Source organism: Rhodococcus sp. NPDC056960, assembly GCF_042674125.1.
In the GTDB taxonomy this organism is placed as follows: domain Bacteria; phylum Actinomycetota; class Actinomycetes; order Mycobacteriales; family Mycobacteriaceae; genus Rhodococcus_F.
On record NZ_JBHURF010000004.1, the window covers coordinates 279339 to 305329 of the forward strand.

At 68.6% G+C, this 25991-nt stretch carries 25 protein-coding genes; 8 read left to right on the plus strand and 17 right to left on the minus strand.

Annotation, left to right across the window (positions count from 1 at the left end; translation table 11 throughout):
* Window positions 1–3 precede the first annotated feature (3 nt).
* A complete protein-coding gene (locus tag ACFTWF_RS08540) occupies window positions 4–2388 on the plus strand; it encodes a glutamate--cysteine ligase (RefSeq protein ID WP_378460803.1) in 2385 nt (794 codons plus the stop codon).
* 7 nt (window positions 2389–2395) lie between these two features.
* Here ACFTWF_RS08540 and ACFTWF_RS08545 read toward each other — a convergent pair whose 3' ends face one another.
* Entirely contained in the window at window positions 2396–2605 is a 210-nt protein-coding gene (locus ACFTWF_RS08545; RefSeq protein WP_378460804.1) for a hypothetical protein, read from the minus strand.
* 475 nt (window positions 2606–3080) lie between these two features.
* On the opposite strand from ACFTWF_RS08545, the gene ACFTWF_RS08550 reads away from it, so the two are divergent.
* On the plus strand, window positions 3081–3380 hold the full coding sequence (locus ACFTWF_RS08550) for a DUF4193 domain-containing protein (protein ID WP_073359047.1): 300 nt from the start codon (window positions 3081–3083) through the stop codon (window positions 3378–3380).
* 9 nt (window positions 3381–3389) lie between these two features.
* Window positions 3390–3824, plus strand: a complete 435-nt coding sequence (locus ACFTWF_RS08555) for an SRPBCC family protein (protein WP_378460805.1) — start codon at window positions 3390–3392, stop codon at window positions 3822–3824.
* A gap of 65 nt (window positions 3825–3889) precedes the next feature.
* Here ACFTWF_RS08555 and ACFTWF_RS08560 read toward each other — a convergent pair whose 3' ends face one another.
* Window positions 3890–4798, minus strand: coding sequence for a glycosyltransferase (locus ACFTWF_RS08560; protein ID WP_378460806.1), 909 nt, complete (start codon window positions 4796–4798; stop codon window positions 3890–3892).
* A gap of 457 nt (window positions 4799–5255) precedes the next feature.
* Between ACFTWF_RS08560 and ACFTWF_RS08565 the strand changes: the two genes are divergently transcribed.
* Window positions 5256–6656: a wax ester/triacylglycerol synthase family O-acyltransferase gene (locus ACFTWF_RS08565; protein ID WP_378460807.1), complete on the plus strand. Its 1401-nt coding sequence runs from the start codon at window positions 5256–5258 to the stop codon at window positions 6654–6656.
* Between the two features lie 60 nt (window positions 6657–6716).
* Here ACFTWF_RS08565 and ACFTWF_RS08570 read toward each other — a convergent pair whose 3' ends face one another.
* Window positions 6717–8540, minus strand: a complete 1824-nt coding sequence (locus ACFTWF_RS08570) for an NAD(P)-binding domain-containing protein (RefSeq protein ID WP_378460808.1) — start codon at window positions 8538–8540, stop codon at window positions 6717–6719.
* 225 nt (window positions 8541–8765) lie between these two features.
* On the opposite strand from ACFTWF_RS08570, the gene ACFTWF_RS08575 reads away from it, so the two are divergent.
* Window positions 8766–9206 carry a YciI family protein gene (locus ACFTWF_RS08575; RefSeq protein WP_087557209.1) on the plus strand — a complete coding sequence of 147 codons (441 nt, stop codon included), beginning with the start codon at window positions 8766–8768 and terminating at the stop codon, window positions 9204–9206.
* A 1-nt stretch (window position 9207) separates the two neighbouring features.
* A complete protein-coding gene (locus tag ACFTWF_RS08580) occupies window positions 9208–10467 on the plus strand; it encodes an RNA polymerase sigma factor (RefSeq protein ID WP_378460809.1) in 1260 nt (419 codons plus the stop codon).
* Between the two features lie 30 nt (window positions 10468–10497).
* Here the strand turns inward: ACFTWF_RS08580 and ACFTWF_RS08585 are convergent, their stop codons facing one another.
* From ACFTWF_RS08585 to ACFTWF_RS08595, 3 genes are read right to left on the minus strand one after another with little or no spacing between them, the layout of a single operon-like run.
* Window positions 10498–11523 (minus strand): crotonase/enoyl-CoA hydratase family protein, encoded by a 1026-nt coding sequence (locus ACFTWF_RS08585; protein ID WP_378460810.1) that lies wholly within the window; start codon window positions 11521–11523, stop codon window positions 10498–10500.
* A complete protein-coding gene (locus tag ACFTWF_RS08590) occupies window positions 11520–13157 on the minus strand; it encodes an acyl-CoA dehydrogenase family protein (protein ID WP_378460811.1) in 1638 nt (545 codons plus the stop codon). The genes ACFTWF_RS08585 and ACFTWF_RS08590 overlap by 4 nt, the downstream gene beginning before the upstream one ends.
* A complete protein-coding gene (locus ACFTWF_RS08595; RefSeq protein WP_378460906.1) occupies window positions 13154–13765 on the minus strand; it encodes a TetR/AcrR family transcriptional regulator in 612 nt (203 codons plus the stop codon). The genes ACFTWF_RS08590 and ACFTWF_RS08595 overlap by 4 nt, the downstream gene beginning before the upstream one ends.
* A 79-nt stretch (window positions 13766–13844) precedes the next feature.
* On the opposite strand from ACFTWF_RS08595, the gene ACFTWF_RS08600 reads away from it, so the two are divergent.
* A complete protein-coding gene (locus tag ACFTWF_RS08600; protein ID WP_378460812.1) occupies window positions 13845–14630 on the plus strand; it encodes a crotonase/enoyl-CoA hydratase family protein in 786 nt (261 codons plus the stop codon).
* A gap of 21 nt (window positions 14631–14651) precedes the next feature.
* On the opposite strand, the gene ACFTWF_RS08605 is transcribed toward ACFTWF_RS08600, so the two are convergent.
* The 5 genes from ACFTWF_RS08605 to ACFTWF_RS08625 are packed head-to-tail and all read right to left on the minus strand — an operon-like array spanning window position 14652 to window position 19034.
* A complete protein-coding gene (locus ACFTWF_RS08605) occupies window positions 14652–15779 on the minus strand; it encodes an alpha/beta fold hydrolase (protein WP_378460813.1) in 1128 nt (375 codons plus the stop codon).
* A 58-nt stretch (window positions 15780–15837) separates the two neighbouring features.
* The gene (locus ACFTWF_RS08610; protein ID WP_378460814.1) at window positions 15838–16512 is read right to left on the minus strand and encodes a DUF2064 domain-containing protein; all 675 of its coding nucleotides are present in this window, start codon (window positions 16510–16512) and stop codon (window positions 15838–15840) included.
* Window positions 16509–17171: a glycosyltransferase family 2 protein gene (locus tag ACFTWF_RS08615; protein WP_378460815.1), complete on the minus strand. Its 663-nt coding sequence runs from the start codon at window positions 17169–17171 to the stop codon at window positions 16509–16511. The genes ACFTWF_RS08610 and ACFTWF_RS08615 overlap by 4 nt, the downstream gene beginning before the upstream one ends.
* Entirely contained in the window at window positions 17164–18231 is a 1068-nt protein-coding gene (locus ACFTWF_RS08620; RefSeq protein ID WP_378460816.1) for an NAD-dependent epimerase/dehydratase family protein, read from the minus strand. Before ACFTWF_RS08620 ends, ACFTWF_RS08615 begins: the two co-directional genes overlap by 8 nt.
* Window positions 18228–19034, minus strand: coding sequence for an S-methyl-5'-thioadenosine phosphorylase (locus ACFTWF_RS08625; RefSeq protein WP_378460817.1), 807 nt, complete (start codon window positions 19032–19034; stop codon window positions 18228–18230). The genes ACFTWF_RS08620 and ACFTWF_RS08625 overlap by 4 nt, the downstream gene beginning before the upstream one ends.
* Window positions 19035–19054: 20 nt before the next feature.
* Here ACFTWF_RS08625 and ACFTWF_RS08630 point away from each other — a divergent pair, with 20 nt between their 5' ends.
* The gene (locus ACFTWF_RS08630) at window positions 19055–20467 is read left to right on the plus strand and encodes a hypothetical protein (RefSeq protein ID WP_378460818.1); all 1413 of its coding nucleotides are present in this window, start codon (window positions 19055–19057) and stop codon (window positions 20465–20467) included.
* A gap of 39 nt (window positions 20468–20506) precedes the next feature.
* Here the strand turns inward: ACFTWF_RS08630 and ACFTWF_RS08635 are convergent, their stop codons facing one another.
* The 6 genes from ACFTWF_RS08635 to ACFTWF_RS08660 form a co-directional block, all read right to left on the minus strand.
* Window positions 20507–21178 carry a hypothetical protein gene (locus ACFTWF_RS08635; protein WP_378460819.1) on the minus strand — a complete coding sequence of 224 codons (672 nt, stop codon included), beginning with the start codon at window positions 21176–21178 and terminating at the stop codon, window positions 20507–20509.
* A gap of 92 nt (window positions 21179–21270) precedes the next feature.
* On the minus strand, window positions 21271–21930 hold the full coding sequence (locus tag ACFTWF_RS08640; protein ID WP_378460820.1) for a methyltransferase domain-containing protein: 660 nt from the start codon (window positions 21928–21930) through the stop codon (window positions 21271–21273).
* Window positions 21927–22439: a hypothetical protein gene (locus tag ACFTWF_RS08645; RefSeq protein ID WP_378460821.1), complete on the minus strand. Its 513-nt coding sequence runs from the start codon at window positions 22437–22439 to the stop codon at window positions 21927–21929. The genes ACFTWF_RS08640 and ACFTWF_RS08645 overlap by 4 nt, the downstream gene beginning before the upstream one ends.
* 1 nt (window position 22440) lies before the next feature.
* The gene (locus ACFTWF_RS08650; protein ID WP_378460822.1) at window positions 22441–23691 is read right to left on the minus strand and encodes a molybdopterin-dependent oxidoreductase; all 1251 of its coding nucleotides are present in this window, start codon (window positions 23689–23691) and stop codon (window positions 22441–22443) included.
* A 117-nt stretch (window positions 23692–23808) separates the two neighbouring features.
* Window positions 23809–25014, minus strand: coding sequence for a low temperature requirement protein A (locus ACFTWF_RS08655; protein ID WP_378460823.1), 1206 nt, complete (start codon window positions 25012–25014; stop codon window positions 23809–23811).
* A gap of 89 nt (window positions 25015–25103) precedes the next feature.
* The gene (locus tag ACFTWF_RS08660) at window positions 25104–25991 is read right to left on the minus strand and encodes a carbohydrate ABC transporter permease (RefSeq protein WP_378460824.1); all 888 of its coding nucleotides are present in this window, start codon (window positions 25989–25991) and stop codon (window positions 25104–25106) included.

Here is a 25991-nt window from a genome sequence, read left to right on the forward strand (position 1 = left end):
ATCGTGCTCGCCAGCAGCCCACGCAAAGTGGGTGTCGAGGAGGAATTCCACCTCATCGACCTGAAGACCCGGCGCCTGACCACCCGCGCGCCGGAGTTGCTGGCACGACTTCCCGACGACGCGTACGTCGACGAACTGCAGCAGTGCGTCGTCGAGGTGAACAGTGGCGCGTACGCCGACCTCGGCGAGTTGCGCGACGACCTGGAGCGGCACCGGGCGCTGCTCATCGCCGCGGCGGAAGGCATCGGCATCGGCGTGGCGGCGGCGGGCTCGATGCCGTTGGCCCTGCCCGCCGAGATGCACGTGACCGGGTCGCAGCGGTACCGCCGCATGCTCGCCGACTACCAGGTGCTCGCCCGGGAGCAGTTGATCTGCGGCACACAGTTTCACGTCGACCTGCCCGACCGTGACGACGCGGTGCAGGTCGCTCACCGGGTGGCCCCGTACATGCCCGTGCTGCTGGCACTGAGCGCGAGTTCGCCGTTCCGGTCCGACGGTGCGGACACCGGCTACGCCAGCGCGAGGACGCTGCTGTGGCTGCGCTGGCCGAGCACGGGACCGGCCGCGCCCGTCGCCACGGCCGCCGAGTACGACGCCCTGATCGACGACCTCGTCGCGAGCGGTGTGATCAGCGATCCCGGCATGGCCTACTTCGACGTCCGGCCGTCGGTGAAACTGCCGACTCTCGAACTGCGGGTGTGCGACAGCTGCCCGCGTCTGGACACGGTCCTGCTCATCGCTGCGCTGTTCCGCGCGCTCGTGGAGCGGGAGGTCGCGGGGCTGCATGCCGGGGCGAAGGGGATCGACGTCGTGCCGACCCTGACCCGTGCGGCGCTGTGGCGGGCCGCCCGGTCGGGACTGGAGACGGACCTCGTCGACATGACGGTTCCGCGGTCGCGACCGGCGTCGGAACTCGTCGACGATTTCGTGAACTCGCTGCGCCCTCAACTCGAGGAGTCGGGCGACTGGGACAGTGTGGCGAAGCTGGCCGCCGAGGCGACGGCCCACGGGAGTTCCGCCGCCCGGCAACGGCACGCGCTCGGTCGCCGCGGCCGGCTCACGGATGTGGTCGATCTGCTGCTCGCGGAGACGGCGGGCCGCACCGAGCACCTCCCCGAGGTTGAGGCACCGAGGACGCCGATAGCGTCCGGCCCGACATCGACCGCCGCAGGCCGGACCCGACGGTATTGGAGCGCCCGGTTCTGGGATCGCAGCGACACCGCCGACATGACGTGGACGGAGTCGACGGAACTCGACGCGAAGAAGCTGATCGAGTGGCGCCGCGACCTGCACGCGCATCCGGAACTGTCGTTCGAGGAACGGCGCACCACGAGGGTGGTGCGGGACCACCTCGTCGGTCTCGGCCTCGAACCCGTCCCGTTGCCCGGCGGAACCGGCCTGTGGTGCGACCTCGGGCCCGGGACGGGCGGTCGAATCGCGCTGCGGGCCGACCTCGACGCGCTGCCGGTAGCAGAGGCGACCGGCTTGCCGTTCGAGTCGACGGTCCCCGGGGTGTCGCACGCGTGCGGCCACGACGCCCACACGACGATGCTGATGGGGGCGGCGTCCGTGCTCGTGAAATACCCGCCGCCGTCCCCGGTCCGGCTGATCTTCCAGCCCGCGGAGGAGACCACACCCGGCGGTTCCGTCGACACCATCGCCGCAGGCGCACTCGACGGGGTCTCGAAAATCTATGCGCTGCACTGCGACCCGCACCTCGAGGTCGGCAAACTCTCGACCCGGACGGGACCGATCACGTCGTCCAACGATTCCGTCACCGTGCGGTTGTGGTCGGCGGGCGGGCACACCGCTCGACCGCACCTGACCGGCGATCTGATCCACACCGCCGCCGTCCTGGTGACGGGACTCGCGTCCGTCCTCGACCGCCGCGTCGACGCCCGCACCGCGACCGTCCTGACCTGGGGCAAGGTGGCCGCCGGGCAGGTCGCGAATTCGGTACCCGAGTCGGGCGAGCTGGTGGGCACGCTGCGCAGCGCCTCCCGCGAGACGTGGGCCTCGCTTGAACCGCTGGTCACGGAGACGATCTGTCACCTGCTCGCCCCGTACGACGTGCGGTACGAGCTGTCCTACCTGCAGGGCGTCCCGCCAGTCGTCAACGATCCCGACTGCACCGCGGACCTGCGGGAAGCGATCGAATCGGTGGTGGGATTCGATCATCTGGACGAGGCCCAGCAGTCCAGCGGAGGCGAGGATTTCGCGTGGTACCTCGAGCGGGTTCCGGGTGCGATGGCGCGGCTCGGGGTGTGGGACGGAACCGGACCGCGTCAGGAACTGCACCAGCCGGGGTTCGATCTCGACGAGCGCGCCCTGGTTCACGGGGTCCGGACCCTGGTCGCGCTCACCCGGCTCGAAGATCAGTCGGAGTGAGTGCGCGTCAGGCGGGTCTGCCGGCGGCGTCCGCCAGTTGCGGCACGATCGCGTCGACTGCGTAGGGGAGGCTGAGGACGGTGCCCCAGCTGCGGGCGCCGGAGATGGTCGGGTCTTCGACGAACACCGCGCGGTCGGCCCGCGCGACCGGGGTTGAAGGCTTCGGGGTGCGTCCCGTCGAGCGCGTCCTGGGCCCAGGGCAGTCGAGTGTACGCATACACCACCTTTCCCGTAGATAAGGCTAACCTATGCGAGAGGGTCCGGGTTGTGCATCTGCGGCGGAAACGGGGGTGTCGGGTCGGGAATCGGTGGCGTGGGTGGCTGCGGCGGTCCAGGCGGCCCCGGTTGAGGTCCGGGCTCGGGCGGTGCGGGTTCCGGGCCGGGCTCGGGCGGAAACGGGTGGGGCGGCGTCGGCGTCGGCGGCACAGGCGGAGGACCCGGGTCCGGCGGTACAGGCTCCGGATTCGGCAGGGGATTGCCGGGCTCGTCGTGGGCACTCGCCATCAACTGACCACCTTCCGATCGCGTGAATATCGGGTGATTGAGGCGTACCCGGAACGGGCATCCCGCAATCACCGGGCGGGTTGCGGTCGTCCGGGAACAAAATGCGGGATCGATGCGTTGTCTAGCAACCGTGCCCCGCAAGTGAAGAATTTCACGACACGGGGAACATGAGCCAAAGGGAGGAAGTCATGGCAACCGACTACGACGCACCACGGGTTACCGTCGACGACGAACTCGCCGCGGACTCGCTCGAAGAACTGAAGACACGGAGGAACGACTCGCAGTCGTCCGTCGTCGACGTCGAGGAGACCGACACGGCGGAGTCCTTCGAACTGCCCGGTGCCGACCTGTCCGGTGAGGAACTCACGGTCCGCGTCATTCCGAAGCGGGCAGACGAATTCACTTGCAGCAGTTGTTTCCTGGTCCATCATCGGTCGCGCCTCGCGTCCGAAGAGGGCGGACAGCTGATCTGCCGCGACTGCGCATAGGAGGCCGGAGTGGCCGAGGTCCGTCGAACGTTCACCGTCGCCGCACCGCTCGAGAAGGTCGTCGCGTACCTGCGGGACTTCGCGAACACCGCCGCCTGGGATCCCGGGACCGAACGGTGCGAGCAGACCACCCCCGGCCCAGTGGCGGTGGGCACGGAATGGCACAACGTGTCCTCGTTCTTCGGGCGGACCACCGAACTCACGTACCGCATGACCCGCGACGACCCCGATCACGTCGTGTTCGAGGGCCGCAACAAGAGCGCCGCCACGTCGGACGACCTGGCCTTCGAGAAAGTGGACGACAACTCGACGTCGATCACCTACCGCGCCCGGCTCCAGTTCACCGGCCTGGCGCGATTCGCCGACCCCGTGGCGCGCCTGGCATTCGAGGTGCTGGCGGCCAAGACCGTCAAGCAGATGAGCGGGGTCCTCGAAGCGAGGTGAGCGATACCAAGGATTGCCCGAGCGCCCTCACTCGCGACGAGTGAGGGCGCTCCGTCCTGTCCGGATCACGGAATGATCCGGTCTTCGTGATCCGAGAAGATGCGTCGCACACTGTATTTGCGGGTAACAGGGTCGAAACTGCGGGTGGGGATCCAGAAGATGAAATACATCGTCCGAACCAGCCACACGCCGATCCACGAGACGCGCGCCTGCTTCGTCAGCCCGTGGGCGCGCAGCGTGCGGGGAAGCGATGCGGTGTACTCGAAGTACGACTTGCGAGACGACAGCATCCGCCGACCGGACACCTGCACCTTCATGTCGGGCAGCATCGCGATCTTGATCCCCGCACCATGGAGCGAAAGCGAGATGTCGGAATCTTCCCAGATACCGCGGCCCTCGTGTAGTGCGGGCAGGATGGTTTCCCATGCGGTCTTGCGCACCGCCATGTTCGCGCCGTAGACGCCGCGAGCTTCTTGGATGCCGGCGTCCTTCTTCGTGTCTGATGCCACGCGAACCATGAATCGCTGGACTCCCTGCAGGGGCATGTCATATTGCTCGAACGGACCGAGCGCGGCCCCGAACTCCGCGTCGGCGGTCGCGAAGAATTCGCGAATCGCCTGCGCCCAACCGGGCTGCACGATGGTATCGGCGTCGATGCGCGCGACGATCGGTGTCTTCGCCGCCGCAATGCCCGCGTTGCGGGCGGGGATCAGGCCGGGTAGTTCCTCGGTGATGATGCGGATCTTGCCTGCGGCTTTGTGGGCCTGGGCCACGGCGACGGTGTCGTCGGTGCAGTTGTTGTCGACGACGATGATCTCGTCGATCTGGTCGGCCTGCGCGACGAGCGCGTCGAGCGCTCGACCGATGGTCGTCTCCTCGTTGTAGGCCGGTATGACCACGGTCAGCATCGGCGCGGTGGGGTGTGCGGTCGGCCGGGGGGCTGACTGCTGCCCGGGGGTGGAGGGCTGCGTCATCGCGCTCGGTCCTTTGGTGTGTAGGGGTAGGAAGCTGTGATTTCCCTGAGGATCTTCACATACTTTCTAGTTTGTTACAGTGCGCAGGGGGTGCTCGGCGGACTCGAACAGCGATGTGCGAGGCGGAGGTGGTAACGAAATTCGCGGCGTTGGTCCGACCCCGAGTGCGCGGTGGGGGCGGGCGCTCGCCAGTTCGAATGGTGTTACCGGCGAGTAATTTACGAGTACGTCCCGTCCTGTTCGCGTGGCTGTCTGCCGGTGTCACCCACGAGTTTCGCGACCCTGGGCAATCGGTGGTCTGCCTCGGACACTGGTCGCTTGTTCAATCATTGCTCGCTCGCGGATCGGCAAATGTCGTCGCGAGGCACTCGCACTCTCGGTGGCTCTTGTGCTAGCGCTCGTCGGGCGCCCGGCCCCGAGTCGATCGATCGTCGTCCAACCAGAAGGAGCCGAAGAAGTGAAGCTGTATCCACGCGACGCCGCATGGGTGTATCTGGAGCAGGCGAACACCCCGTTGCTCAGCATCGCGATGTACATCTTCGACACGTCGACGGATCCACGAGGTGCGATGACGTCGGCCGAGGTCAGGTCATTCGTGGCGGAACGAGTGCAGGCGGTCGACGTGTTCACACGCCGGCTGCAACGGGTTCCTCTCGACCTCGACCACCCGAGCTGGGTCCCGGACCACGACTTCGACATCGACAACCATCTCGAGGTCCTCGATGCGCGCGGCGGAGGGTGGGGCGAGTTCCGTCGCATCGCCTCGGAGTTCGTCGGCAGCGGGCTGGATCTGCAGCGTCCGCCCTGGCAGATGAGGGTCGTCACCGGGTTGACTGACATCGACAGAGCCGTGGAGGTGTCTGCAGTGCTGCTGAAGTTCCACCACTCGGTAGGCGACGGCGCGGTCACCCTGGACTTGACCCGGCGACTCTTCTCCGCTCGTGTGGAGCGACAACCGGGGACGGGGCTGCAGAAGCCTGTCGGCCCGCGATCGGTCATGCAGGCGCTTCCGACCCTTTCACGGCAGCTGCGGACGTTCGTGCGAGGCATCCGGCACGTCTCGACCGCCGGCAAGGAAGTGAAGGCCGCGGTCGACAGCGGGGCCGTGCGGGTGCCGCCGCGGATGCGGCCGGCCACCCGGTTCAACGGGAGCGTGAGCCCGGAGCGGACGTTCGATGCCGCGTCGTTCCTGCTGGACGACGCCCGGGCGATCCGGGCCGCCGCCGGAGATGTGACCGTCAACGACTTGGCGTTGACGCTGGTGGCCGGCGCCCTTCGCGACTACCTGCAAGAGATCGGCGAAGAACCGGAACAGTCGCTGGGAGCGAAAGTTCCCATGTCGATCCGGTCGCTCGGACACCTGGAGTCGGCGAACCAGCTCACGGTCCTGCAGGTCGACCTCCATACCGACATCGCCGACCCCGTGGAGCGTCTTCGGGCGATCCACGCCTCCGCAGCCGCGGAGCGGCACCGCAAGCAGCGCGCCGAGGTGCTGCGTTCCGAGTCGCTGGTCGACGTGACTCCGGGTTTCGTCGTGCGGCCGATCAGCTGGATCGCATCCCGGCTACCGTCCTCGTCCTCGTCCGTTCCGTACTTCAACGTGGGGACGACCAACGTCGCACGCGGTGGCGAAGATCTGTGGCTGCGGGACGCGCAGGCGGTGTCGACGTACGGTGCCGCGGCACTGTCGGAGCGGCAGGGTCTGACGCACGCGGTCCATTCGCTCGGCAACTCCCTGACCATCTCGGTGCTCGCTGATCCGAACATGATGGACGACCCCGAGCACTACGTGGCGCTCATCCGTGCGCAGTTCGATTCCCTGGCGGCCGCAGTCGGCGCGTCGATCTCGGCCGGGTGAACCGGAGCACGGCAGCGGCGCCCCCACATGATGGGGGCGCCGCTGCCGTGCCGGGACCGATCAGCTGAGGTGATGGACCTCCTGCAACCCGTAGACCGGAGTCGGGATCTCCTCGTGCCGGGCCTTGAGCTGCAGGGCAAGGTACAGCGAGTAGTGCCGAGACTGGTGCAGATTGCCGCCGTGGAACCACAGGGCTTCCTGCTGGGTGGGCTTCCACATGTTCCGCTGCTCGCCCTCCCAGGGGCCGGGGTCCTTGGTGGTGTCGGAGCCGAGGCCCCAGCACTTGCCGACCTTGTCGGCCACGTCCTGACCCATGAGGTCGGCCGCCCAGCCGTTCATCGAGCCGTAGCCCGTCGCGTAGACGACCAGGTCGGCGGGCAGTTCCGTGCCGTCGGTGAGTACCACCGCGTCCTCGGTCAGCCGATCGACCTGTCCGGACACGAGGTGGATGCTGCCGTCGGCGACGAGCTCGGACGCGCCGACGTCGATGTAGTAGCCCGAACCGCGGCGCAGGTACTTCATGAACAGACCGGACCCGTCGTCACCGAAATCGAGCTTGAACCCGGCCTTTTCGAGCCGATCGTAGAAGTCCCGGTCTCGTTCGGCGATCTTCTGATAAATCGGGATCTGGAATTCGTGCATGATCTTGTACGGCAGCGACGCGAACGTGAGATCCGCCTTCTCCGTCGTCATGCCTGCCGCGAGGGCGCGCTCCGAGTAGAGGTCGCCGAGGCCGAGATCCATCAGGGAATCGGACTTCACGATATGCGTGGACGACCGCTGCAGCATCGTCACGTCGGCACCGGTCTCGAACAGCGCCTTGCAGATGTCGTGCGCGGAGTTGTTGGCCCCGACGACGACCACACGCTTGCCCGCATACGCGTCCGGACCCGGGTGCCGGCTCGAATGGTGCTGCTCGCCCTTGAAGACGTCCTGGCCCGGGAACGTGGGAACGTTCGGCTTGCCCGACATGCCCGTCGCGAGCACCAACTGCTTCGGGTGCAACACCACGTCCTCGCCGTCGCGGTCGAGGACGACGGTCCACTCCTTCGTGTCTTCGTCGAACGCCGCGGACGTGCAGGTGGTGGACGACCAGTACGGAATCTCCATCACCTTTGTGTACATCTCCAGCCAGTCGCCGATCTTGTCCTTCGGCGCGAACACCGGCCAGTTGTCGGGGAACGGCATGTAGGGCAGGTGGTCGTACCAGACCGGGTCGTGCAGGCACAGCGACTTGTACCGATTGCGCCACTGGTCACCGGGCCGCTCGTTCTTGTCGACGACGATGGCCGGGACCCCGAGTTGACGCAGGCGCGCACCGAGGGCGATACCGCCCTGACCGCCACCGATCACGAGGACGTACGGCTGGCGGGTGTAGCCGAGTTCCTTCTCCTCGATCTCCCGCTTCTCCGACCAGCTGAGGGTGTCGCCGCCGGAGCCGTGGACGGCGCCCTTGACCCGGTTCCGTCCGCGGCGTTCCTCGTGGCCCTTCAACTCCTGCATGGTGGTGAGGAAGGTCCAGGCCTCGTCGCCCTTCAGACGCAGATGTCCCTTGCCGCGGCCCGTCGCCGTCTCGAATTCGATCCACGCGGACGTGACGCCGTCGGCCTCGTCGGGGGTCTCGGTGGTGCGGAAGTTCGCCGGATCGGTGTCCTCCAGCCGTGCGTGCAGCATCGCGGCGACCGCGTCGCGCCCCTCGACGGTCTTGAGGTTCCAGGTGAACGCCACCAGATCCCGCCAGAAGCTGTCGACCGCGAACATCCCTGCCGCGCGGTCGATGTCACGCGCGGCGAGTGCGCCTTCGAAATCCGCCAACCACAGGTCGACCCGCTCCTGAGGCGTCGAGGACGTCTGCACCGTGGGCGGCTGGACGGTCTGTGTCATGAGCCTCTCCTTCGTTGTCGTTGTGACTCACAGCACACTCCTCTTCGCGGTCGGCAACAAGCGTTGCATCGTGTTGCAATCCCCCCGTGAGTACTTGTTAACCGCCCGCGGTTAATAAGTACTCACAGGCTGCGCAGCGGCATTGTCGAAATCCGGGCCTGCCGTTCGACGTACCGTGTGAGTCCACGGCAGAGGCCGGGACCGACCGCAATCGAGGAGGAAATCATGCGGGTCATGGTGATGATCGAGGGTGCCGGAGCCGACGAAGACAAGATCGCCCCGACGGAGGCGATGCTCGCCGCGATGAGCGCGTACAACGAGGACTTGGTGAACGCCGGGATCATGCTCGACGGGCAGGGTCTGAAGCCGACCAGCGCCGGGGCGCGGGTGGTGTTCGAGGGCGGTACGACGTCGGTGGTCGACGGCCCGTTCACGGAGTCGAAGGAGATCGTCGCGGGCTTCTGGATCTGGGAGGTGCGGTCCCTCGAGGAGGCGATCGAGTGGGTGAAGAAGTGCCCCGCCGATCCCGGAACCGGTATGCGTCAGCTGATCGAGGTGCGGCCGATCTTCGAGTCGGACGACTTCGGGGACGAGTTCACGCCGGAGTTGCGGGAGCGGGAAGAGGCGCTCGCGGCGCGGATCCGCGAGCAGCACCCCGACCGCTGACATGGACGCGCGGCGCACGGTCGAGGCGGTGTGGCGGATGGAGTCGCCGCGGCTCATTGCGTCCCTCACCCGTCTCGTCCGTGATGTCGGCACTGCCGAGGAGATCGCGCAGGACGCGTTCGTGCTGGCGTTGGAGCAGTGGCCGCGGGACGGTGTCCCGGACAATCCGGGTGCGTGGCTGACGGCGACGGCCAAACACAAGGCGATCGATTGGATTCGCCGGGAGCGGTCGCAGCAGTCGAAGTACACGCAGATCGCCGTCGACCCGTCGGCGCAGCAGCCGAGTGCGATGCCCGCACCGGACGCGGTCGAGGGTGTGGAGGACGACCTACTGGCGCTGGTGTTCGTGGCCTGTCATCCGGTGCTTCCCCGGGAGTCGCGGGTGGCGTTGACTCTCCGGCTGGTGGGCGGGCTCCGCACGGACGAGATCGCGCGGGCGTTCCTGGTGCCGTCGGCGACGATGGGGCAGCGGATCAGCAGGGCCAAGCGGACGTTGTCGGAGGCGAAGGTGCCGTTCGAGGTGCCGGCGCGCGAGGACCTTCCGGCGCGACTGTCGGCGGTCCTCGAGGTGGTCTATCTGGTGTTCAACGAGGGCTATTCCGCCACGTCGGGTGAGAACTGGATACGACGGGATCTGGCCGCCGAGGCGATGCGGCTCGCCCGTGTCCTCGCCGGACTGCTGCCGGACGAGCCGGAGGTGCACGGGCTGGTGGCGCTGACCGAGTTGCAGGCGTCGCGGTTCGCCGCTCGGCTGGGTCCCGGCGGCGAGCCGATCCTGTTGCAGGATCAGGACCGGTCGCGGTGGGACCGCATCCTGCTGAGGCACGGTACTGCCGCGCTGGAGCGGGCTGTCGCGCTGGGCCGCCCGCTCGGCCCCTACTCGTTGCAGGCCGCGATCGCCGGATGTCATGCCCGGGCATCTCGTTTCGAGGACACCGACTGGGAGGCGATCGTCGCCCTGTACGACGCGCTGGCGCAGGTGGCGCCGTCGCCGGTGGTGGAGCTCAATCGCGCGGTGGCGCTGCTGCATTCGGACGGCCCGGACGCTGCGCTGGCCGCCCTCGATGCGGTGCGCGGCGATCCCCGGCTGGCCCGTCTCCATCTGTACGGCGCCGTGCGGGGCGAAGTTCTCGAGCGTCTCGGCCGCTACGAGGAGGCGGCCCGGACCCTCGAGGACGCCGCGGCCACCGCACCCACCCGGCGGGAACGCAACCTCCTCATGGCACGGGCCGCGGCCGCGTCCGCGCGCACCGAACCGTGAGGCAACCGGTAGTCGTGGCGCGGATCAGGGTCAGGATCCGGGCCGGGCCTGCTTGTGGTCGCCGAACGGCTCGTCGCGTTCGCGGACGGCCTCACGGAATCCGGTGGTGGCCGAGCGCAGTTGGAACGCATACCCTTCGCGGGTGTGCCTGGAGACGCCGTCGAAGACGGTGCTGACCATGGCCGAGTTGGTGACGCCCTGGGCGAGCAATGCGCTGTTGAGGGCGAGTTTGACCATCATCAGCTGGTTGATCGGCATCTGTGCGATCCGTCCGACGAGGTCCTCCGTCCGTTCGTCGAGTTCGTCGACGGGCGCGGATTCCACCGCCAGTCCCCATTCGGCTGCCTGTCGGCCCGTGATGCAGTCACCGGTGAGCAGGAGCCGTTTGGCCCGCTGGTCGCCGAGTCGGTGCGCCCACATGCCGGCGGCGGGCACACCCCACACCCGGGTCGGGGGATAGCCGATCTTCGTGTCGTCCGCGGCGATGATCTGGTCGCAGTACAGCGCGATGTCGGTGCCGCCGGCGACGCAGAAACCGTGGATCTTCGCGACCGTCGGCTTGTTCGCGTGGAGCAGGCTCGCGAAGCCGCGGTTGAACCGGCTCATCATCGCGTAGTCGGCCATCGGGTCCCAGTTGCCGAACGGATTGTGGTTGCGCGCCTGGACCACCGGGTCGAGGACGGTTCCCGTCGTGCGGTCCGGTGCCTCGCCGGGGGCGCCGCCGTGTTCGGCGAAGACGTTCAGGTCGTATCCGCCGCAGAAGCCCTTCCCGCGTCCGGACACCAGGATGACGTGGACGCGGGGGTCGAGGTCGGCGCGTTCGACGGCGTCGGCGATGTCGAAGGGCGTGTCGCCGGTGATCGCGTTGCCGTGTTCCGGTCGGTCGAACGTGATCCGGGCGATCCGCCCGGTCACCTCGTAGGTGAGGGTCCGGTACCTCGAGGTGTCGTCTTCGTGTCCCGGCCGACGATCCGCGAACAGGGAGTCGCCGCCCTCGTCCCAGCCGTCGCGCCACGCGGCCGAACGGGTGCCCGCGTGGTCGTCGTGGCCGGTCACGACCCCACCTTGGGTGTGGCGCGGTCGATGATGGCGGCGGTGTCGACGCCGGTCGGCAGTGTGCCGAACACGGTGCCCCAGTCGCCCGACAGCCTGCTGACGCAGAACGCGTCGGCCACCGCGGGGTGGCCGTGGCGGATCAGCAGCGAACCCTGGAGAGCGAGCGCCATGTCACCGACGACGCGACGGGCCCGGTGCTGGAGCGTGTCGATGTCGCCGAATTCGGCCTTCAGGTTCGTGACCGCGGCGTCGAGTCGCGCGTCCACACCGGCGGTGGAATCGAGTTCGTCGAAGAACACCTGAAGTGTCTTTGGCTGTTTCGCGATCGCGCGCAGGGTGTCGAGGGCGGCGACGTTGCCGGAGCCCTCCCACACGGACAGCAGGGGAGCCGCCCGATACAGCCGCGGCATCCGCGACTCCTCCACATACCCGTTGCCGCCCAGGCATTCCAGGGCCTCGGCGGCGTGGATCGGCCCGCGCTTGCACACGAAATATTTGCTGACCGCCAGCGTGATCCGCCGCAGCGTGTTCGCGTGCTCGTCGCCCGCGGTCGCCCGGTCGGTGAGTGCGGCCAGCCACAGGGCGACGGTGGTGGAGGCCTCCGACTCGACGGCGAGGTCGGCGAGCACGTTCCGCATCAGCGGCTGATCCACCAGGTGGGCGCCGAACGCGCTGCGGTGCACGGCGTGGTGGGCGGCCTGAGCGGTACCGACGCGCATGCCGGTGGCGGTGCCGAGGGTGCAGTCGAGGCGGGTCATGTTGACCATCTCGATGATGGTCGGAACGCCGCGACCTTCCTCGCCGACCAGCCAGGCCACCGCCTCGTCGTACTCGACCTCGCTGCTGGCGTTGGAATGGTTGCCGAGTTTGTCCTTGAGGCGCTGCAGGTGCATCCGGTTGCGGGTGCCGTCCGGCAGCACCCGGGGCAGGAAGAAGCACGACAGCCCGCCCGGTGCCTGGGCCAGTACGAGGAACACGTCGGACATCGGCGCCGACGTGAACCACTTGTGCCCGGTGAGCAGGTAACTTCCGTCGGCCTGCGGCACGGCGCGGGTGGTGCCCGCCCGGACGTCGGAGCCGCCCTGCTTCTCCGTCATCGACATCCCGGCGATCAGACCGGCCTTCGTCAGCGGCGGATGCAGTGCCGGGTCGTACACCCGCGCGGTGAGCAGGGGTTCGTACTGTTCTGCCAGTTCGCGATTGTGCCGCAGGGCGGGGACGACGGCGTACGTCATGGAGATCGGGCAGCCGTGGCCGGCGTCCACCTGGCCCCACACCGCCATCTTCGCGGCGCGGATCAGGTGGGCGTGCGGATTCGGGTCGGCCCACGGCGCGCCGTGCAGGCCCATCTCGACGGCGGTGGTCATCAGCAGGTGGTAGGCGGGGTCGTAGTCGACCTCGTCGATGCGGTTTCCGTAGCGGTCGTGGGTACGGAGGACGGGCGGGTGTGCCTCGGCGAGGTCGCCCCAGCGCTGGGCGTCCGCGCTGCCCGCGAGGCGTCCGACGTCGTGCAGTTCCTCGAGCGCGTCGTGCGCGCCTTCGCGTTGCAGTGCTTCGAGGATCGGGGGGTAGTCGGCCGCGTCGAAGTCGGTCAGCGGCGGCACCTGGTTGAAGACCTCGTGTGTGGCACTCATGTCGGGCTCCCGAGAGATCGAAGGGTGAAGGTGAGCAGTGCGGGGATGATCGCGGCGTCGGCGGCGCCGCGCGCGAGGGGCAGAACGAGCGCTTCGCCGATGGCACCGACGAGGCAGGCGGCAGTGATTGAGGCGTCCTGTTCCGGGATCTCCCCGGTCTCGACGGCGGCGGCGATCGCGACGGCGAGGGCGTCGCGGAACGATTCGCGGAACAGCAGGCGTTCCGTGTCGACCTGCGGGTCGACGGGTTCGACGAGCAGCGCGTACGCCAATGTGGGTGCGCGCAAGGCGCGTTCGGCGAACGTGCGGACCGATGCGGTCACCGCGGCTACCCGGTCTCCTTCCGCGGTGCGGGCGCAGTTGCCGGATTCGACGGCGGCGCTCACCTCCCGGCTGCAGACGATCCGGAAGACCTCGGCGAACAGTTCGCCCTTGTTCGCGAAGTGCCGGTAGACGGTTCCGGTCCCCACGCCCGCCTCGGCCGCGACAGCGGAGATCGAGCAACCGCCGTAGCCGTGGCGGGCGATCAGCCCGATCGCGGAATCGATGAGCGTGGTGCGGAGAGCGTCCAGTCGTTCCTGGACTGCGGGCGTGCGCCGATAGGCCATACCCAAGGAGTGAACACCGGTTCCGTTCTTCCGTCAAGAGTGCTAGCGTCGCTCGTACCAGCGAGGAAAGGTGCACTCGATGACTTCCGACGTGGTACTCGTCCGCACCGACGGCCCGGTCACGACGATCAGCCTGAACCGGCCCGAGGTGCGCAACGCCGTCGACCGACCCACCGCCGAGGCGCTCACCGCCGCCTTCCGCGCATTCGATGCGGACGCGGACGCGTCCGTCGCCGTGCTGCACGGCGAGGGCGGAACATTCTGTGCCGGAGCCGATCTCAAGGCCATCGCGTCCGGCAACGGAAACCGGGTGGCCCCCGACGGCGACGCACCCATGGGCATCTCCCGGCTGCGGCTGTCCAAACCGGTGATCGCCGCGATCGACGGACACGCGGTGGCCGGCGGACTCGAACTGGCGCTGTGGGCCGACCTGAGGGTCGCCGGTGACGACGCCGTCCTCGGAGTGTTCTGCCGCCGCTGGGGCGTACCCCTCATCGACGGCGGCACCGTCCGACTGCCGCGGCTGATCGGGGAGAGTCGCGCGCTGGACCTCGTCCTCACCGGCCGGGCCGTCGACGCCGCCGAAGCCCTGAGCATCGGGCTGATCAACCGGAAGGTCGCGGCGGGCGGCGCCCTCGCCGCGGCCCAGCAGCTGGCCGCCGAGATCGCCGCCTTGCCCCAGGTCTGTATGCGGCAGGATCGGTTGTCGCTGCTCGAGCAGAGCGGACTCACCGAGGATCAGGCGCTGCTCAACGAATTTCGGCACGGCGCGATCTCGCTGGCCGACGGAATGGTCGAGGGTGCCGCCCGCTTCGCCGCCGGGGCCGGACGGCACGGGGATGCCGCACCCGTGAGTACTTGTTAACCGCGGGCGGTTAACAAGTACTCACGGGCGGCGGAGCTGCACGGGGCGCAGGAACGGCAGGATCCGGTCGGTGATCGCGTTGTTGTAGGCGACGGGCTGCTGGTTCGGGTTGGCGTGGCCGGTGCCGTCGAGTTTCGCGACGAGCAGTGTCCCGTCGACGCCGCCGGACTGTTCGACGAGAATCTTCTGCGTGTAGTCGACGTCGACCACACCATCCATCCAGCCTGCGCGGGGGCGCACGAAGACGATTCCGGGCCGCGGTTTGTCGTCCGTCTCCACGGCCAGCGACTTCAGGTTGTCGATGGCGCCGGACGCGACGATGGTCTTGAACTGCGATTCGATCAGCCCGTTGCTCGCCACGTCGTTCGACAGCACCTTCTCGGTGAGGACCTCGTCGAGGACGTCCCGGAACTCGGCGACGTCGATGTGCGGGTACCAATCCGACTCGGTGTCCAGGAACCGGCTCTGCCGCGCCGCGGTCTCCACGACCAGGCGCATCGTCCTGCTTTCCCGGGCGCCGGGCAGCCAGCCGATCCAGCGCAGCATGTCCTCACCGCTGTCGCGGCTGCCTGCGCGGACGGCGTGCAGGTCGACGGGCGTGCAGTCCAGCACGACACCGAGAAGGGCGGCATCCGTGTCCTCGTAGATGTGCTGCGCGACCTCCAACGCGACGACGCCGCCCATGCTGTGGCCGGACAGGACGATGTTGTCGATGCCCTCCTCGGCGGCGCGGGTGGCGATGAGTTCGCTGATGACCTTGGTGTCGATGCCGCCGTTGTCGTACCTGACCGCCCACACGCGTCCGATGCCGTCGTATGCGGACAGGGTGCGGGCCGTGTCGGCGGCATCCTTGTTGCCCAGTCCGACCAGGTCGACGACCGCGGTGTCGTGGTCTGCGGGGGACTGCGCGTCGTACACCTCGGAGATCTGGGGCTGGGTCAGCGCGAGCCGCTGGCGTTCGGGTTGCACGTCGTGCACCCAGTACTGCCCGCCGGCCAGGAGCAGGGGAACGGCCCCGAGCGCGACCGCGGTGAGGAAGCGCCGGGTGCGACCGAATTTCTGCCAGTGGTGACCGAGCCGCGTCGCGTGCAGACGCGCCTTGCGGCGGTCGTTGCTCCAGTCGGCCACGGTGGACGGATGGCGTGTCATTCTCTCCGACATCTACTCCGACTGTACGCGCGGGTGATGCTGCGCCCGTGAGTACTTATTAACCGCCCGTGGTTAATAAGTACTCACGGCGGAAGCGGCTGGACTCGGGACACAGGGCGGCCACCGGCGCGACGTCGGTCGCGTAGTCGACGTCGCGGAGCGTCGGCAGCGACAGCACCTCGGCGCCGGCGGCGAGCAGCGCGTCCCGGGTGAGCCGGCCGGTGTCGGGACTCGATGTGGGAACCGGGCGTATCGCCTCCGCGGCGTCCGCGTCGGGGACACCGAGGATCCACCACCCGCCGTCCTCTGCGAGCCCGAGGACGCATCGGTTCGGCCTCTCGGTGAGCAGACCCGCCGAGTCCGCCAGCAGACCCGCGGTCACCTGCGGTGTGTCCATGCCGATCTGGAGGACGGGCAGGCCGAATGCGGCGAACGTGTCGGTGTGGGCGTTGACCAGTCGTTCGGCGAAGTCGTCGCCCCGTTGCGGTACGACCGTGAAACGTCCCAGCGCGGCGGTGATGTCGGGACCCTGGACGGCCCGGCCGAGGTCACCGGTCATCGCCACCACCCGCTGCGCCACCCCGGCACCGGCGACGGCGTCGAGGGTGTCCAGCAGGGAGGCGGCGGCCAGGTCGGCGGCCCGGACGTCGCCGACCTCCCGGGCGAGCCGGGTCTTCGCGAAACCGGGAACCGGCGCCTTCGCGACCACGAGTACGGCGACGTCGAGACTCACCCGATCACCTTCCAGAAGTCGTGGACGGCGACGACGGTGCCCTTCAGCGAACCGGATACCTTCGACGTGCCCGCGGTGCGCGGACGGTAGGTGATGTCGTGTTCCGCGACCCGCCAGTGGGCGCGGCCTGCGAGCACGAGAAGCTGCAGTGGATAGCCGGACCTGCGGTCGGTGACACCCAGGTCGAGGAGGTCCTGCGTGCGCACGGCGCGCATCGCCCCGAGGTCGTGAATCGGCAGCCCGTACCGGCGCCGGAGGCGTGCGGCGAGGACCGTGTTGCCGATCCTGCTGTGCAGCGGCCATGTTCCGCGTCGCCGCCCCACGGCGAGGTCGGCACCCGAGTCGAGGGCGGCGACCAGCCGGGGGAGTTCGCCGGGATCCATCGAGCCGTCCCCGTCCAGCACACAGACCACCCGTGTCTCCGCCGCGAGCACCCCGGTGTGTACGGCGGAACCGTAACCCGGGACGGGTTCCCGCACCACCGACGCCCCGTGTGCCACCGCGACCGCGGCAGTGTCGTCGGTGGAGTTGTTGTCCACCACCACCGTCCGGTAGTCGTGGGGTACCGCTGCCAGCACTCCGGGCAGGGATCCGGCCTCGTTCATGCACGGGATCACCACGGTGACGTCCCGCGGAGTGATCGGCGCCCGCTCAGACACGGGGAGGTCCTGCCGCCGCCGCGGTCCGCAGGGGTGCGGACGCGAACGCCGCGATCCCGTCGGCGGGCATGATGCGGGCCTCGAACCCCAGTTCCTCCCTGGCGGACCGGGGGTCGGCGACGATGTGCCGCACGTCACCGGGACGGTACTCGCCGGTGACGACGGGGGCGGGGCCGCCGTAGGCGCGGGCGAGGGTGGCGGCCACCTCACCGATCGTGACCGGTTGTCCCGAGCACACATTGAACGCGGAGAACCCCGGCAGCGCGCGGTCGACCGCGGCCACATTCGCCGCCGCGACGTCGTGGACGTGCACGAAGTCCCGCGTCTGCCGGCCGTCCTCGAACACGCGCGGTGGTTCGCCGGCTTCGAGGGCGGACCGGAACATCGCGGCGACACCGGAGTACGGGGTGTTGCTCGGCATGTGGTCGCCGTACACGTTGTGGTACCGCAGTGCCGTCACCGAACCGCCGGTGGCCAGCGACCATGCGAGGGCGTAGTTTTCCTGCGCGACCTTGCTGGCGGCGTAGAGGCTGCGTGGTCGCAGCGGCGAATCTTCCTTCACCAGTGCCCAATCGAGTGGCTCGCCGGTGTCCGGGTCCGTGTCGTCGAAGATTCCCGCGTCGAGGTCCGCGCGCCTGCGCGGCGCGGGTGTCACGAACTCGCCCCGTGCGTTGCGGTACCGTCCCTCCCCGTACACGACCATGGACGAGGCGAGTACCAATCTGTTGCAACCGGATTCGTGCATCGCCGCCAGCAGTGTCGCCGTGCCGAGATCGTTGTGGCTCGCGTAGGCGGGCGCGTCGCCCGCATCCACCCCGGCCCCGACGACGGCGGCCTGATGGCACACCACGTCGACGCCCCGCAGCAGCGCCGTCAGTGCGGGAAGGTCGCGGACGTCGGCACGTAGTACCCCGTCCGGTGGTTCGGCGCCGGCCCCGTGCGCGGACGGCAGCAGTGCATCGACGGCTACGACGTCGAATCCGGCGTCGCTCAGCGCACCACGAACGTGCCCGCCGATGAATCCGGCTGCGCCCGTGAGCAGTACTCGCGCACCGGTCACGGCAACTCGATCGGCAGGGTCACGTCCTCGTGTGCGCGACAGGCTTCACAGGGCCCCTCGGGGGCCGCGGCGATCGCCGACCGCACCAGCGTCTTCAGCGACCCCAGGTTGCGCTGGAACTCGGCGAACACGTCGACCGCACGCACTCCGGCCCCCGCCTCGATCCCCGCGTCGAGATCGGTGACCAAAGCGATGGTGGCGTAACACATCTCGAGCTCGCGGGCGAGAACCGCCTCGGGATGGCCCGTCATGTTGACCAGCGTCCAGCCCTGCCGGGCGAACCAGACGCTCTCCGCGCGGGTGGAGAATCGCGGTCCCTCCACCACCACCAGCACCCCGCCCTCCACGGTGCCCGGCCGTGAGGCGGCCTTGCGCAGGTCGGCGCAGTACGGGTCGGCGAACTGGACGTGCACGCCGCCGCCGTCGAAATACGTCTGCGTGCGACCGCTGGTGCGATCGACCAGTTGGTCGGGCACGACCATCGCGCCCGTACCGAGGTCGGGGGTGAGGCTGCCGGCGGCGCACGGTGCGAACACCTGCCGCACGCCCAGCATCCGCAGCGCCCACAGGTTCGCGCGGTAGGGGATCGTGTGGGGTGCGAATTCGTGCTGCACACCGTGCCGGGGAAGGAACGCGACCCGTCTGCCCTCGACGTCTCCGACCGTGATCGGGGCGCTGGGGCTGCCGTAAGGCGTGTCGATCGCGACTTCCGCGGCTCCCTCGTCGAAGAACGAGTAGAAGCCGCTTCCTCCGATCACGGCGACGTCCGCGCGGGGAGTGCCGGGTGAACTCGTTGCGGTCATACGCTCCATCCTCCGTCGTTATGCTGGGCGCGAGTGCGACTTTCGCCGAAGGAGATGACGTCATCGGATCCCCACCATGCGCCGAGGAGCGGAACTTTCTCTACCGCGACTTCGCCGGTGCCGGGCTCGCCCTGGTCCTCGTGGTGGTCGCGTTCGTGGTTCCACGCCTCGGAAACGAGACGATCACCCCCATCGTCCACCGCACGGCGAAGAGTGTGCGGGACTTCGCGGACGCCGCGCCGCTGTTCGGATTCCGCGACATCCACGTGGGGTGGGGGACGCCGGTCGCGATCGCCGTCGCGGCGGCCGTCGTCGTGTGGGGGCCCGGGTTGGCGCAGACGCTGTCGTGGCGCCGCCTCACCGTCGGCGTGTGGTTCGTGTCCGCGGCGTGGGCGATGGCGCTCGCGCTGGTCGACGGCTGGCAGCGAGGGTTCGTCGGCCGCCTGACCTCCACCGACGAGTATCTGCACGAGGTCCCGGGCATCACCGACATCCCGGCGACGTTGCGGGGCTTCGCGGACCGGATCCTGGACCACCAGCCCGATTCGTGGACCACCCACGTGTCCGGGCACCCGCCCGGCGCGCTGCTGACATTCGTGTGGCTCGACCGGATCGGGCTCGGCGGCGGGGTGTGGGCGTCCGCGCTGTGCGTCGCGGTCGGGTCGAGTGCCGGCGCCGCCGTGATCGTGGCCGTCCGCGCGCTCGGCGACGAGGCGATGGCACGCCGGGCGGCGCCGTTCCTCGCCCTCGCTCCGGCTGCGATCTGGGTGGCCGTGTCGGCGGACGCGCTGTTCGCCGGGGTCGTGGCGTGGGGGATCGCCCTGCTCGCGCTGTCGGCGGGGCGCGCCGTCCGGCACCCCGTTCCGGTCACCGTCGCTGCTGGCGTACTGCTCGGGTTCGGCGTCTACCTCAGCTACGGACTCGGTTTGATGGCGATACCGGCGGTCGCGGTCCTGGCGATCGCCCGCACCGTCCGACCGCTGGCCGGGGCACTGGTCGGGGCAGTCGCGGTGGCGGCCGTCTTCACGGCGTACGGATTCTGGTGGTTCGACGGGTACCACCTGGTCCAGGAACGCTACTACCAGGGCATCGCATCGGATCGGCCGTTCGCGTACTGGGGATGGGCGAACTTCGCCTCCCTCGTCTGCGCCGTCGGCCTGGCGGTGCCCGCCGCGCTGCCCCGGGCGTTCGCGTGGTCGCGGATCCGGGCGCTGTCGCCGGTGCCCGTCCTCGTGCTGTCGGCGCTCCTGGCGGTGGTGATCGCCGACCTGAGCGCGTTGAGCAAGGCGGAGACCGAGCGGATCTGGCTGCCGTTCGAGGTGTGGCTCCTGGCCGCCCCGGCACTCCTGCCGAGGGGCAGCCATCGGTTCTGGCTCGCGGTGCAGGCGCTCGGGGCGCTGGCCGTCAATCACCTGGTGTTCACCAACTGGTGACGGCCGGCGCGACCGAGTTGCCATTTCGCGGGCCGGCGATCACTTGGTGGCGATCGTGATGGTGGCGACGCCGACGAGCAGGCCCGGCGTCACGGCGTCCGTCTTGAACGTCTGGTTGAGCAGACCGGCCGCATCCGCCGATATCTTCACCTCGGTTCCCTGCAGGATCGCGGTGTCGTTCGGGCCCGTCTGCAGGGGCTTCAACGTGCGGCCGTTGAGATCGAACAACACCACATCGGTGGCGGCGGAGGCGCCGTTGACGCTCACGTCACCGGTGAGGAGGGAGGTGCCGGGGTCGATCGTGAAATCGGTCAGCTCGACCGTGGTTCCCGGTGCGGCGAGTGACAATCCGCTGCCGTCGTGCATGATCTCGCCCTGGACGTAGGGGTCGACCGTGCCCGGCTCCCAGTACTTCACGTTGCCGCCCGTGATGGGAAAGCTGACGGATCCGTCGGCGAGGGTTGCCGTGCCCACGACTCCGGGTGTGAGACCGAGGGTCGTCAGCGCGCCGGTGAATCCGGGATCGAGTGCGACGGCGGTACTGACGCCGGTCAGGTTGTCGACCTGTGCGGCGGGTTCGGGCTGTGTGGACATAGCTGCTGCGCTCGTGGCCGCGGACGTACTCGAATCGTTGCTCGAACATGCGGCCAGCGGGGCGAATGCCAGTGCGCCGATGGCCGCGGTGACGAGTGCTTTTCGATAGTTCGACATGATGATCAAACAACCTTTCCTGCGGAAGGGGTTTCGGGTGGATGTTCACTAGGTATTCGGCGCAACTCCCACATCGGATGGGAGAGAGTGCCCTACGCCCGTTCCATCCGCACGAAGTACCGATTCGCGTGGTCGAGAACGTCGATCACGCGAAGTCCCGCCGCGAGTGCGACCGCGGCCATGGCGGTGACCCCGACGCTCGCCCAGGCGAACCACTCTCCGACGAGATGCTCCGTCTCCCAACGCAGGAGGTCGTAGCGGACGTCGGGGGTGGTCGGCGGATCCACCTCCGCGATCACAATTCCGTGCGGTTGCAGCAGTTCTCGTGCGCGGCGGAGCACCCGGACCGGTTCTCCGCCGATGCCGATGTTGCCGTCGGCGAGGAGCACCCTGTCCCAGCGGCCGGACCGCGGCAACGGCGCGAAGATGTCCCGATGCAATGCGAGACCTCCGCGCCGGATCGTCAATTGCACTGCAGTGAAGGAGGAGTCGACACCCAGCACCGTGACGCCGGCGGACACGAGCGCCGCGGTGAGCCGGCCCGGCCCGCAACCCAGATCGACGGTGGGGCCACGACACCCGGTGAGCATCATCCGGTCGGCGATCCGATCGGAGAGGCAGGACGCGTCGCCGCCCATCCACCGGTCGAGCGGCAGGGCGCGGCGCGTTCCCCGCGCATCACGCACCCAGCACGGCAACCCCGCCGACGCCCGTCGCAGCAGAACGTCCGTGGAGACGTCGGGTCTCCTCATGATCCGCGCACCCCGTCACCGGTGGTGCGGGACAGCGCGAGTCGGACGGCATACGCCACAGCGGACGCCGCGAAGAACGCGGCGGTCAGCAGAAGCCAGCGGCCCTGGAACGGTTCCTGCGTCAGCCCCGTCGCCGCGACGTACGAGTCGGCGCCCTGCTCGATGATCCCCGGCAGGAACAGCAGTAGCGTGAGTCCGGACGCGAGCGCCGGTATGCGAATGTAGTTCAGCGCCGGAACCGACCGGGGTCGCGGGCGTCTGCGGCCCCGCATCGCGTCGAGGCCGGCACTCAGGGATCGGTCGGCTAGCGCGTACAGCGGGAACAGCACGAGGTCGTGGGCGATCACCGCGCCGAGAAACCACACGGCGATCGACTTCCACCACGCGTCCGGATTCCACAGCGTGTCCGGGCCCACCACCACGACCGCGTATCCCGCGAGTGCGAAACTGAACAGCACGGCCAGCAGGTGCAGGGGGTTGGCACCGTAGAAACGCGCGAACCGCTTCATCTCACGCCTCCCGGAATTCGATGGCCTGCACCCACTTGGTGTTGTGGACACCGGGCAGGGCGGGGACGATGATGCGTGCGGGATAGCCGTGGTCGAGGGACAGTTCCGCGCCGTTGACGTCGAGGGCGAGAAGCGCGTCGGCGTCCCGCACCTGATCCGCCGTGAGCACCGCCTGGTTGAACGCGCCGGACCTTTCCAGCGACGTCACCTTCGCCGAACCGAACGTCGTCACCCCGGCGGCCGCCGCGAGATCGCGGAGCCGGACGCCGGTCCACGTCTCGGTGGTGGACCATCCCTCGACACATGCGATGGGGAGCGACGCGCTGTGCAGTGTCATCGCGTGCAGTTGATTCCGGCTCAGCTGCACCGGCGCCGCACCGCCCGTCACCGACAGCCGCCAGGTGTCGCCGGTCTGCTCCGGGGTGATCTGCGCTGCCGCCGCGGTTCGGTTGATCTGAAAGTCGTTGGGACCGTTGCCGTACGAGCGACCGCGGGGGAGCAGCAGTGCGGCGTTGCGCAGGAATCCGCCGGTGGTCTGACCGGCCGACAGGACGGCGACGAGGACCGCGCCGCCGCCGACCAGGGCGAGTGCGCCGCGCCGGCTCATCGTCGGCGGGGCGGGATCGTCGGCGACGAGGCCGCTCTCGTCCGGCGGTTCGGGCAGTGTGTCGGCGCGGGACGTGCGCAGCACGGCGCGGAACGAACGCGACCGCAGCGACCGCACCATCAACGGCACCTTCAGGATCGTGTGCGTCACGAAGCCGGCGATGAACACCCAGGCGCCCCAGTAGTGGGCCGTGTAGAAATCGAAGCCGAAGATGTAGTCGTATTGGATGTTCAGTACGCCGGTGATGATCTCGAACAGCGCACCCCCGACCAGGGCGATCAACGACAGCCGCTCGAGAGCCTGGGCCGCCGACCGCACCGGCGGGAACACGAACAGTTTCGGGATCACCGACCACAGCTTGGCGAGCACGATCGGGATCAGGACCAGTCCCAGCCCGACGTGCAGCCCCTGCGTCAGCCGGTACAGCCACGACGGCCGGGTCGGCCAGGCGAAGTACGGAAGGTGCAGCCATCCGACGTCGCCCGGCCGGGCCTGCCCGAACTGCGGTCCGTACGCGATGTACGACAGCAGGCCCGTGACGATGACGATGGGCAGGCCGATCAGCAGGACGAGGCCGAACACGGAGGTCAGCCATGGTCCGCGCAGTGGGCTGCGGAGCCGGGGGCCGCGAGAGTGGTCGGTCATGGTGTATCAATCCCTCCGGCTCGATCATCTCGAGCCTCAGAGGTAATTCGGTGCAGCCTGGGTGCCGGACTGCATTCGCCCGTGAGTACTTATTAACCGCCGGACGTTAACAAGTACTCACGGGTGGCCGTGCCTGATCTCGTCGCGGGGCTGGTCGTAGCGCACCATCTCGTATCCGATCATCGCGAGCAGGACCGCGGTGAGCACCCCGAGGGTGGCGAGGGCCGGGATGTGCCAGACGACGGGGATCAGCGCGATCAGCACGACCGCCGTCACGACCCGCGGTACGGTGACCGACCGCGTCGCGTACGCCTTGAAGGCGACCAGCGCCAGCAGGTACAACGCCGCGCCGCCGAACAGCGCGATCAGCGGCCAGCCGTACAGCGGGTCGGTGAGCCGGTGATGGTTACCGTCGCCGACGTAGGACAGGATCTTTTTCAGCCCCAGCGACAGCATGACGACCCCGATCACCATCGGCAGGTGCATGAAGCTGTAGCAGTTGCGGGCGATCTTGATCTGACGCGCACCGGTCGCCTCCTCGAACGCGTGTTCCACGGCCAACGACGTGACGTCGAAGTACGACCACCACAACAGTCCCGAAATCGCGAGACCCAGCAACGAGGCGACGATGATCGCCCAGGAGATCGGCAGGCTGGCGACGCCGATGCCGATCGACACGATCGACTCACCCAGCGCGACGATGACGATGAGCCCGTGCCGTTCGGCGAAGTGACTCACCGACCGCAGCCGCCAGTCGGTGCCGCCGACGAGGGTGCCGATGTAGTCGCCGGCGAGAGCCAGGATCCACATCACGGTCTGCGCCGTGCCCGACAGTTGCGACGCGACGAGCAGGAACACGGTGCCGGTGACCATGCTCGGTGCGAAGCGCAGCACCTGGCCGCGCAGTTGCGGGTCGGTGCGGCTGATCACCCAGAACATCACCAGATGCAGCAACCGGACCACGAAGTAGCCGAGCGCGAAGATGACGGGACCGTCGAGTCCGCCCGGCAGGTCGTCGAACGCCTCGGGGATCGTCAACGCGGTGACGAACATGGCGCCCATCGCGCCGAACATCACCACCCGCACGATGCCCTCGTCGGCGCGCACCAGGTTGCAGAGCCAGGCGTACCCCACCCAGCTCCACCACAGCACAGCCATCACCAGTGCGCCACGCAGCAGATTGACCCCGGTGGGATCCTCGGCCATCAGATCGGTGACGCGGGTCAGAGCGAAGACGAAGACGAGGTCGAAGAACAACTCGAGCGGCGACACCGACGCTCGTTCTTCGACGAGGCGGGGACGCAAACGATGGGCAAAGGTCACAGGGAGAATGCTGCCACCGGTGGGCGGCGCAGGGAAGTCGACCCGTGAGTACTTATTAACGTCGGGCGGTTAATAAGTACTCACGGGTGCTATTTGACGCCGCCGGCAGTGAGGCCGGACACGATGCGCCGCTGGAGCAGCAGGACGATGATGACGAGGGGGATGGTGACGACGGTGCCCGCGGCCATCACGGACGTGAAGGGTTCCTCGTGCGGTTTGCTTCCGGCGAATTGTGCGATGGCGACGGTGGCCGGCTGGGTGATGTCGTTGGACAGCTGACTGGAGATCAGGTATTCGTTCCACGACGCGATGAACGCGAGAATCGCGGTGGTGAACAGTCCGGGTGCGGCCAAGGGCAGCAAGACCATTCGGAATGCCTGGCGCCTGCTGGCCCCGTCGATCCGGGCGGCCTCCTCGAGTTCCCACGGCAACTCCTTGAAGAAGGCCGTGAGGGTGTAGATGGTGAGGGGCAGCACGAACGAGATGTTCGGGACGATCAGCGCCTGATACGTGCCGAACCAGCCCAGGGACGTGAACAACTGGAACAGCGGCGTCAGGACGGCGACACCCGGGAACATCGACGCGGCCAGGATGATCCCGAGGACGACGTGCTTGCCCCGGAACTGCAACCGCGCCAGCGCGTACGCGGTGCCGATGCCGACCACGAGGCCGATCAGCGTGGTGACGGCGCCGATGATCGTGCTGTTGACGAGCGCCCTGCCGAAGTGGTTGCCCGCGTCCGTGGAGAACACGCTCGCGAAGTTCTCCAGCGTGACGTGGGTGGGCCACGGGGTGGTGTCGAACGTGTAGTCGGAGTGCCGGAAGGCGGTGACGACCATCCAGTAGACGGGGGCCAGACCCCAGACGACGATCACCGCCAGGCCCAGGTAGTTGCGGACGGATGCGAGCGACGGTCCCCGGCGCCGGCGTGCCACCGTGGGCCGGGGCATGCCCGGCGTGACGACTGCTGTGGACAT

Excerpts from the sequence above, each read along its gene's own strand:
- ACFTWF_RS08590 (WP_378460811.1), bottom strand. The coding sequence starts at position 13,157 with ATGAGTGCCACACACGAGGTCTTCAACCAGGTGCCGCCGCTGACCGAC.
- ACFTWF_RS08605 (WP_378460813.1), bottom strand. The coding sequence starts at position 15,779 with ATGACACGCCATCCGTCCACCGTGGCCGACTGGAGCAACGACCGCCGC.
- ACFTWF_RS08575 (WP_087557209.1), top strand. The coding sequence starts at position 8,766 with ATGCGGGTCATGGTGATGATCGAGGGTGCCGGAGCCGACGAAGACAAG.
- ACFTWF_RS08550 (WP_073359047.1), top strand. The coding sequence starts at position 3,081 with ATGGCAACCGACTACGACGCACCACGGGTTACCGTCGACGACGAACTC.
- ACFTWF_RS08660 (WP_378460824.1), bottom strand. The coding sequence starts at position 25,991 with ATGTCCACAGCAGTCGTCACGCCGGGCATGCCCCGGCCCACGGTGGCA.
- ACFTWF_RS08630 (WP_378460818.1), top strand. The coding sequence starts at position 19,055 with ATGCTGGGCGCGAGTGCGACTTTCGCCGAAGGAGATGACGTCATCGGA.
- ACFTWF_RS08635 (WP_378460819.1), bottom strand. The coding sequence starts at position 21,178 with ATGTCGAACTATCGAAAAGCACTCGTCACCGCGGCCATCGGCGCACTG.
- ACFTWF_RS08600 (WP_378460812.1), top strand. The coding sequence starts at position 13,845 with ATGACTTCCGACGTGGTACTCGTCCGCACCGACGGCCCGGTCACGACG.
- ACFTWF_RS08595 (WP_378460906.1), bottom strand. The coding sequence starts at position 13,765 with ATGGCCTATCGGCGCACGCCCGCAGTCCAGGAACGACTGGACGCTCTC.
- ACFTWF_RS08560 (WP_378460806.1), bottom strand. The coding sequence starts at position 4,798 with ATGACGCAGCCCTCCACCCCCGGGCAGCAGTCAGCCCCCCGGCCGACC.
- ACFTWF_RS08570 (WP_378460808.1), bottom strand. The coding sequence starts at position 8,540 with ATGACACAGACCGTCCAGCCGCCCACGGTGCAGACGTCCTCGACGCCT.
- ACFTWF_RS08545 (WP_378460804.1), bottom strand. The coding sequence starts at position 2,605 with ATGCGTACACTCGACTGCCCTGGGCCCAGGACGCGCTCGACGGGACGC.
- ACFTWF_RS08580 (WP_378460809.1), top strand. The coding sequence starts at position 9,208 with ATGGACGCGCGGCGCACGGTCGAGGCGGTGTGGCGGATGGAGTCGCCG.
- ACFTWF_RS08645 (WP_378460821.1), bottom strand. The coding sequence starts at position 22,439 with ATGAAGCGGTTCGCGCGTTTCTACGGTGCCAACCCCCTGCACCTGCTG.
- ACFTWF_RS08640 (WP_378460820.1), bottom strand. The coding sequence starts at position 21,930 with ATGAGGAGACCCGACGTCTCCACGGACGTTCTGCTGCGACGGGCGTCG.
- ACFTWF_RS08625 (WP_378460817.1), bottom strand. The coding sequence starts at position 19,034 with ATGACCGCAACGAGTTCACCCGGCACTCCCCGCGCGGACGTCGCCGTG.
- ACFTWF_RS08650 (WP_378460822.1), bottom strand. The coding sequence starts at position 23,691 with ATGACCGACCACTCTCGCGGCCCCCGGCTCCGCAGCCCACTGCGCGGA.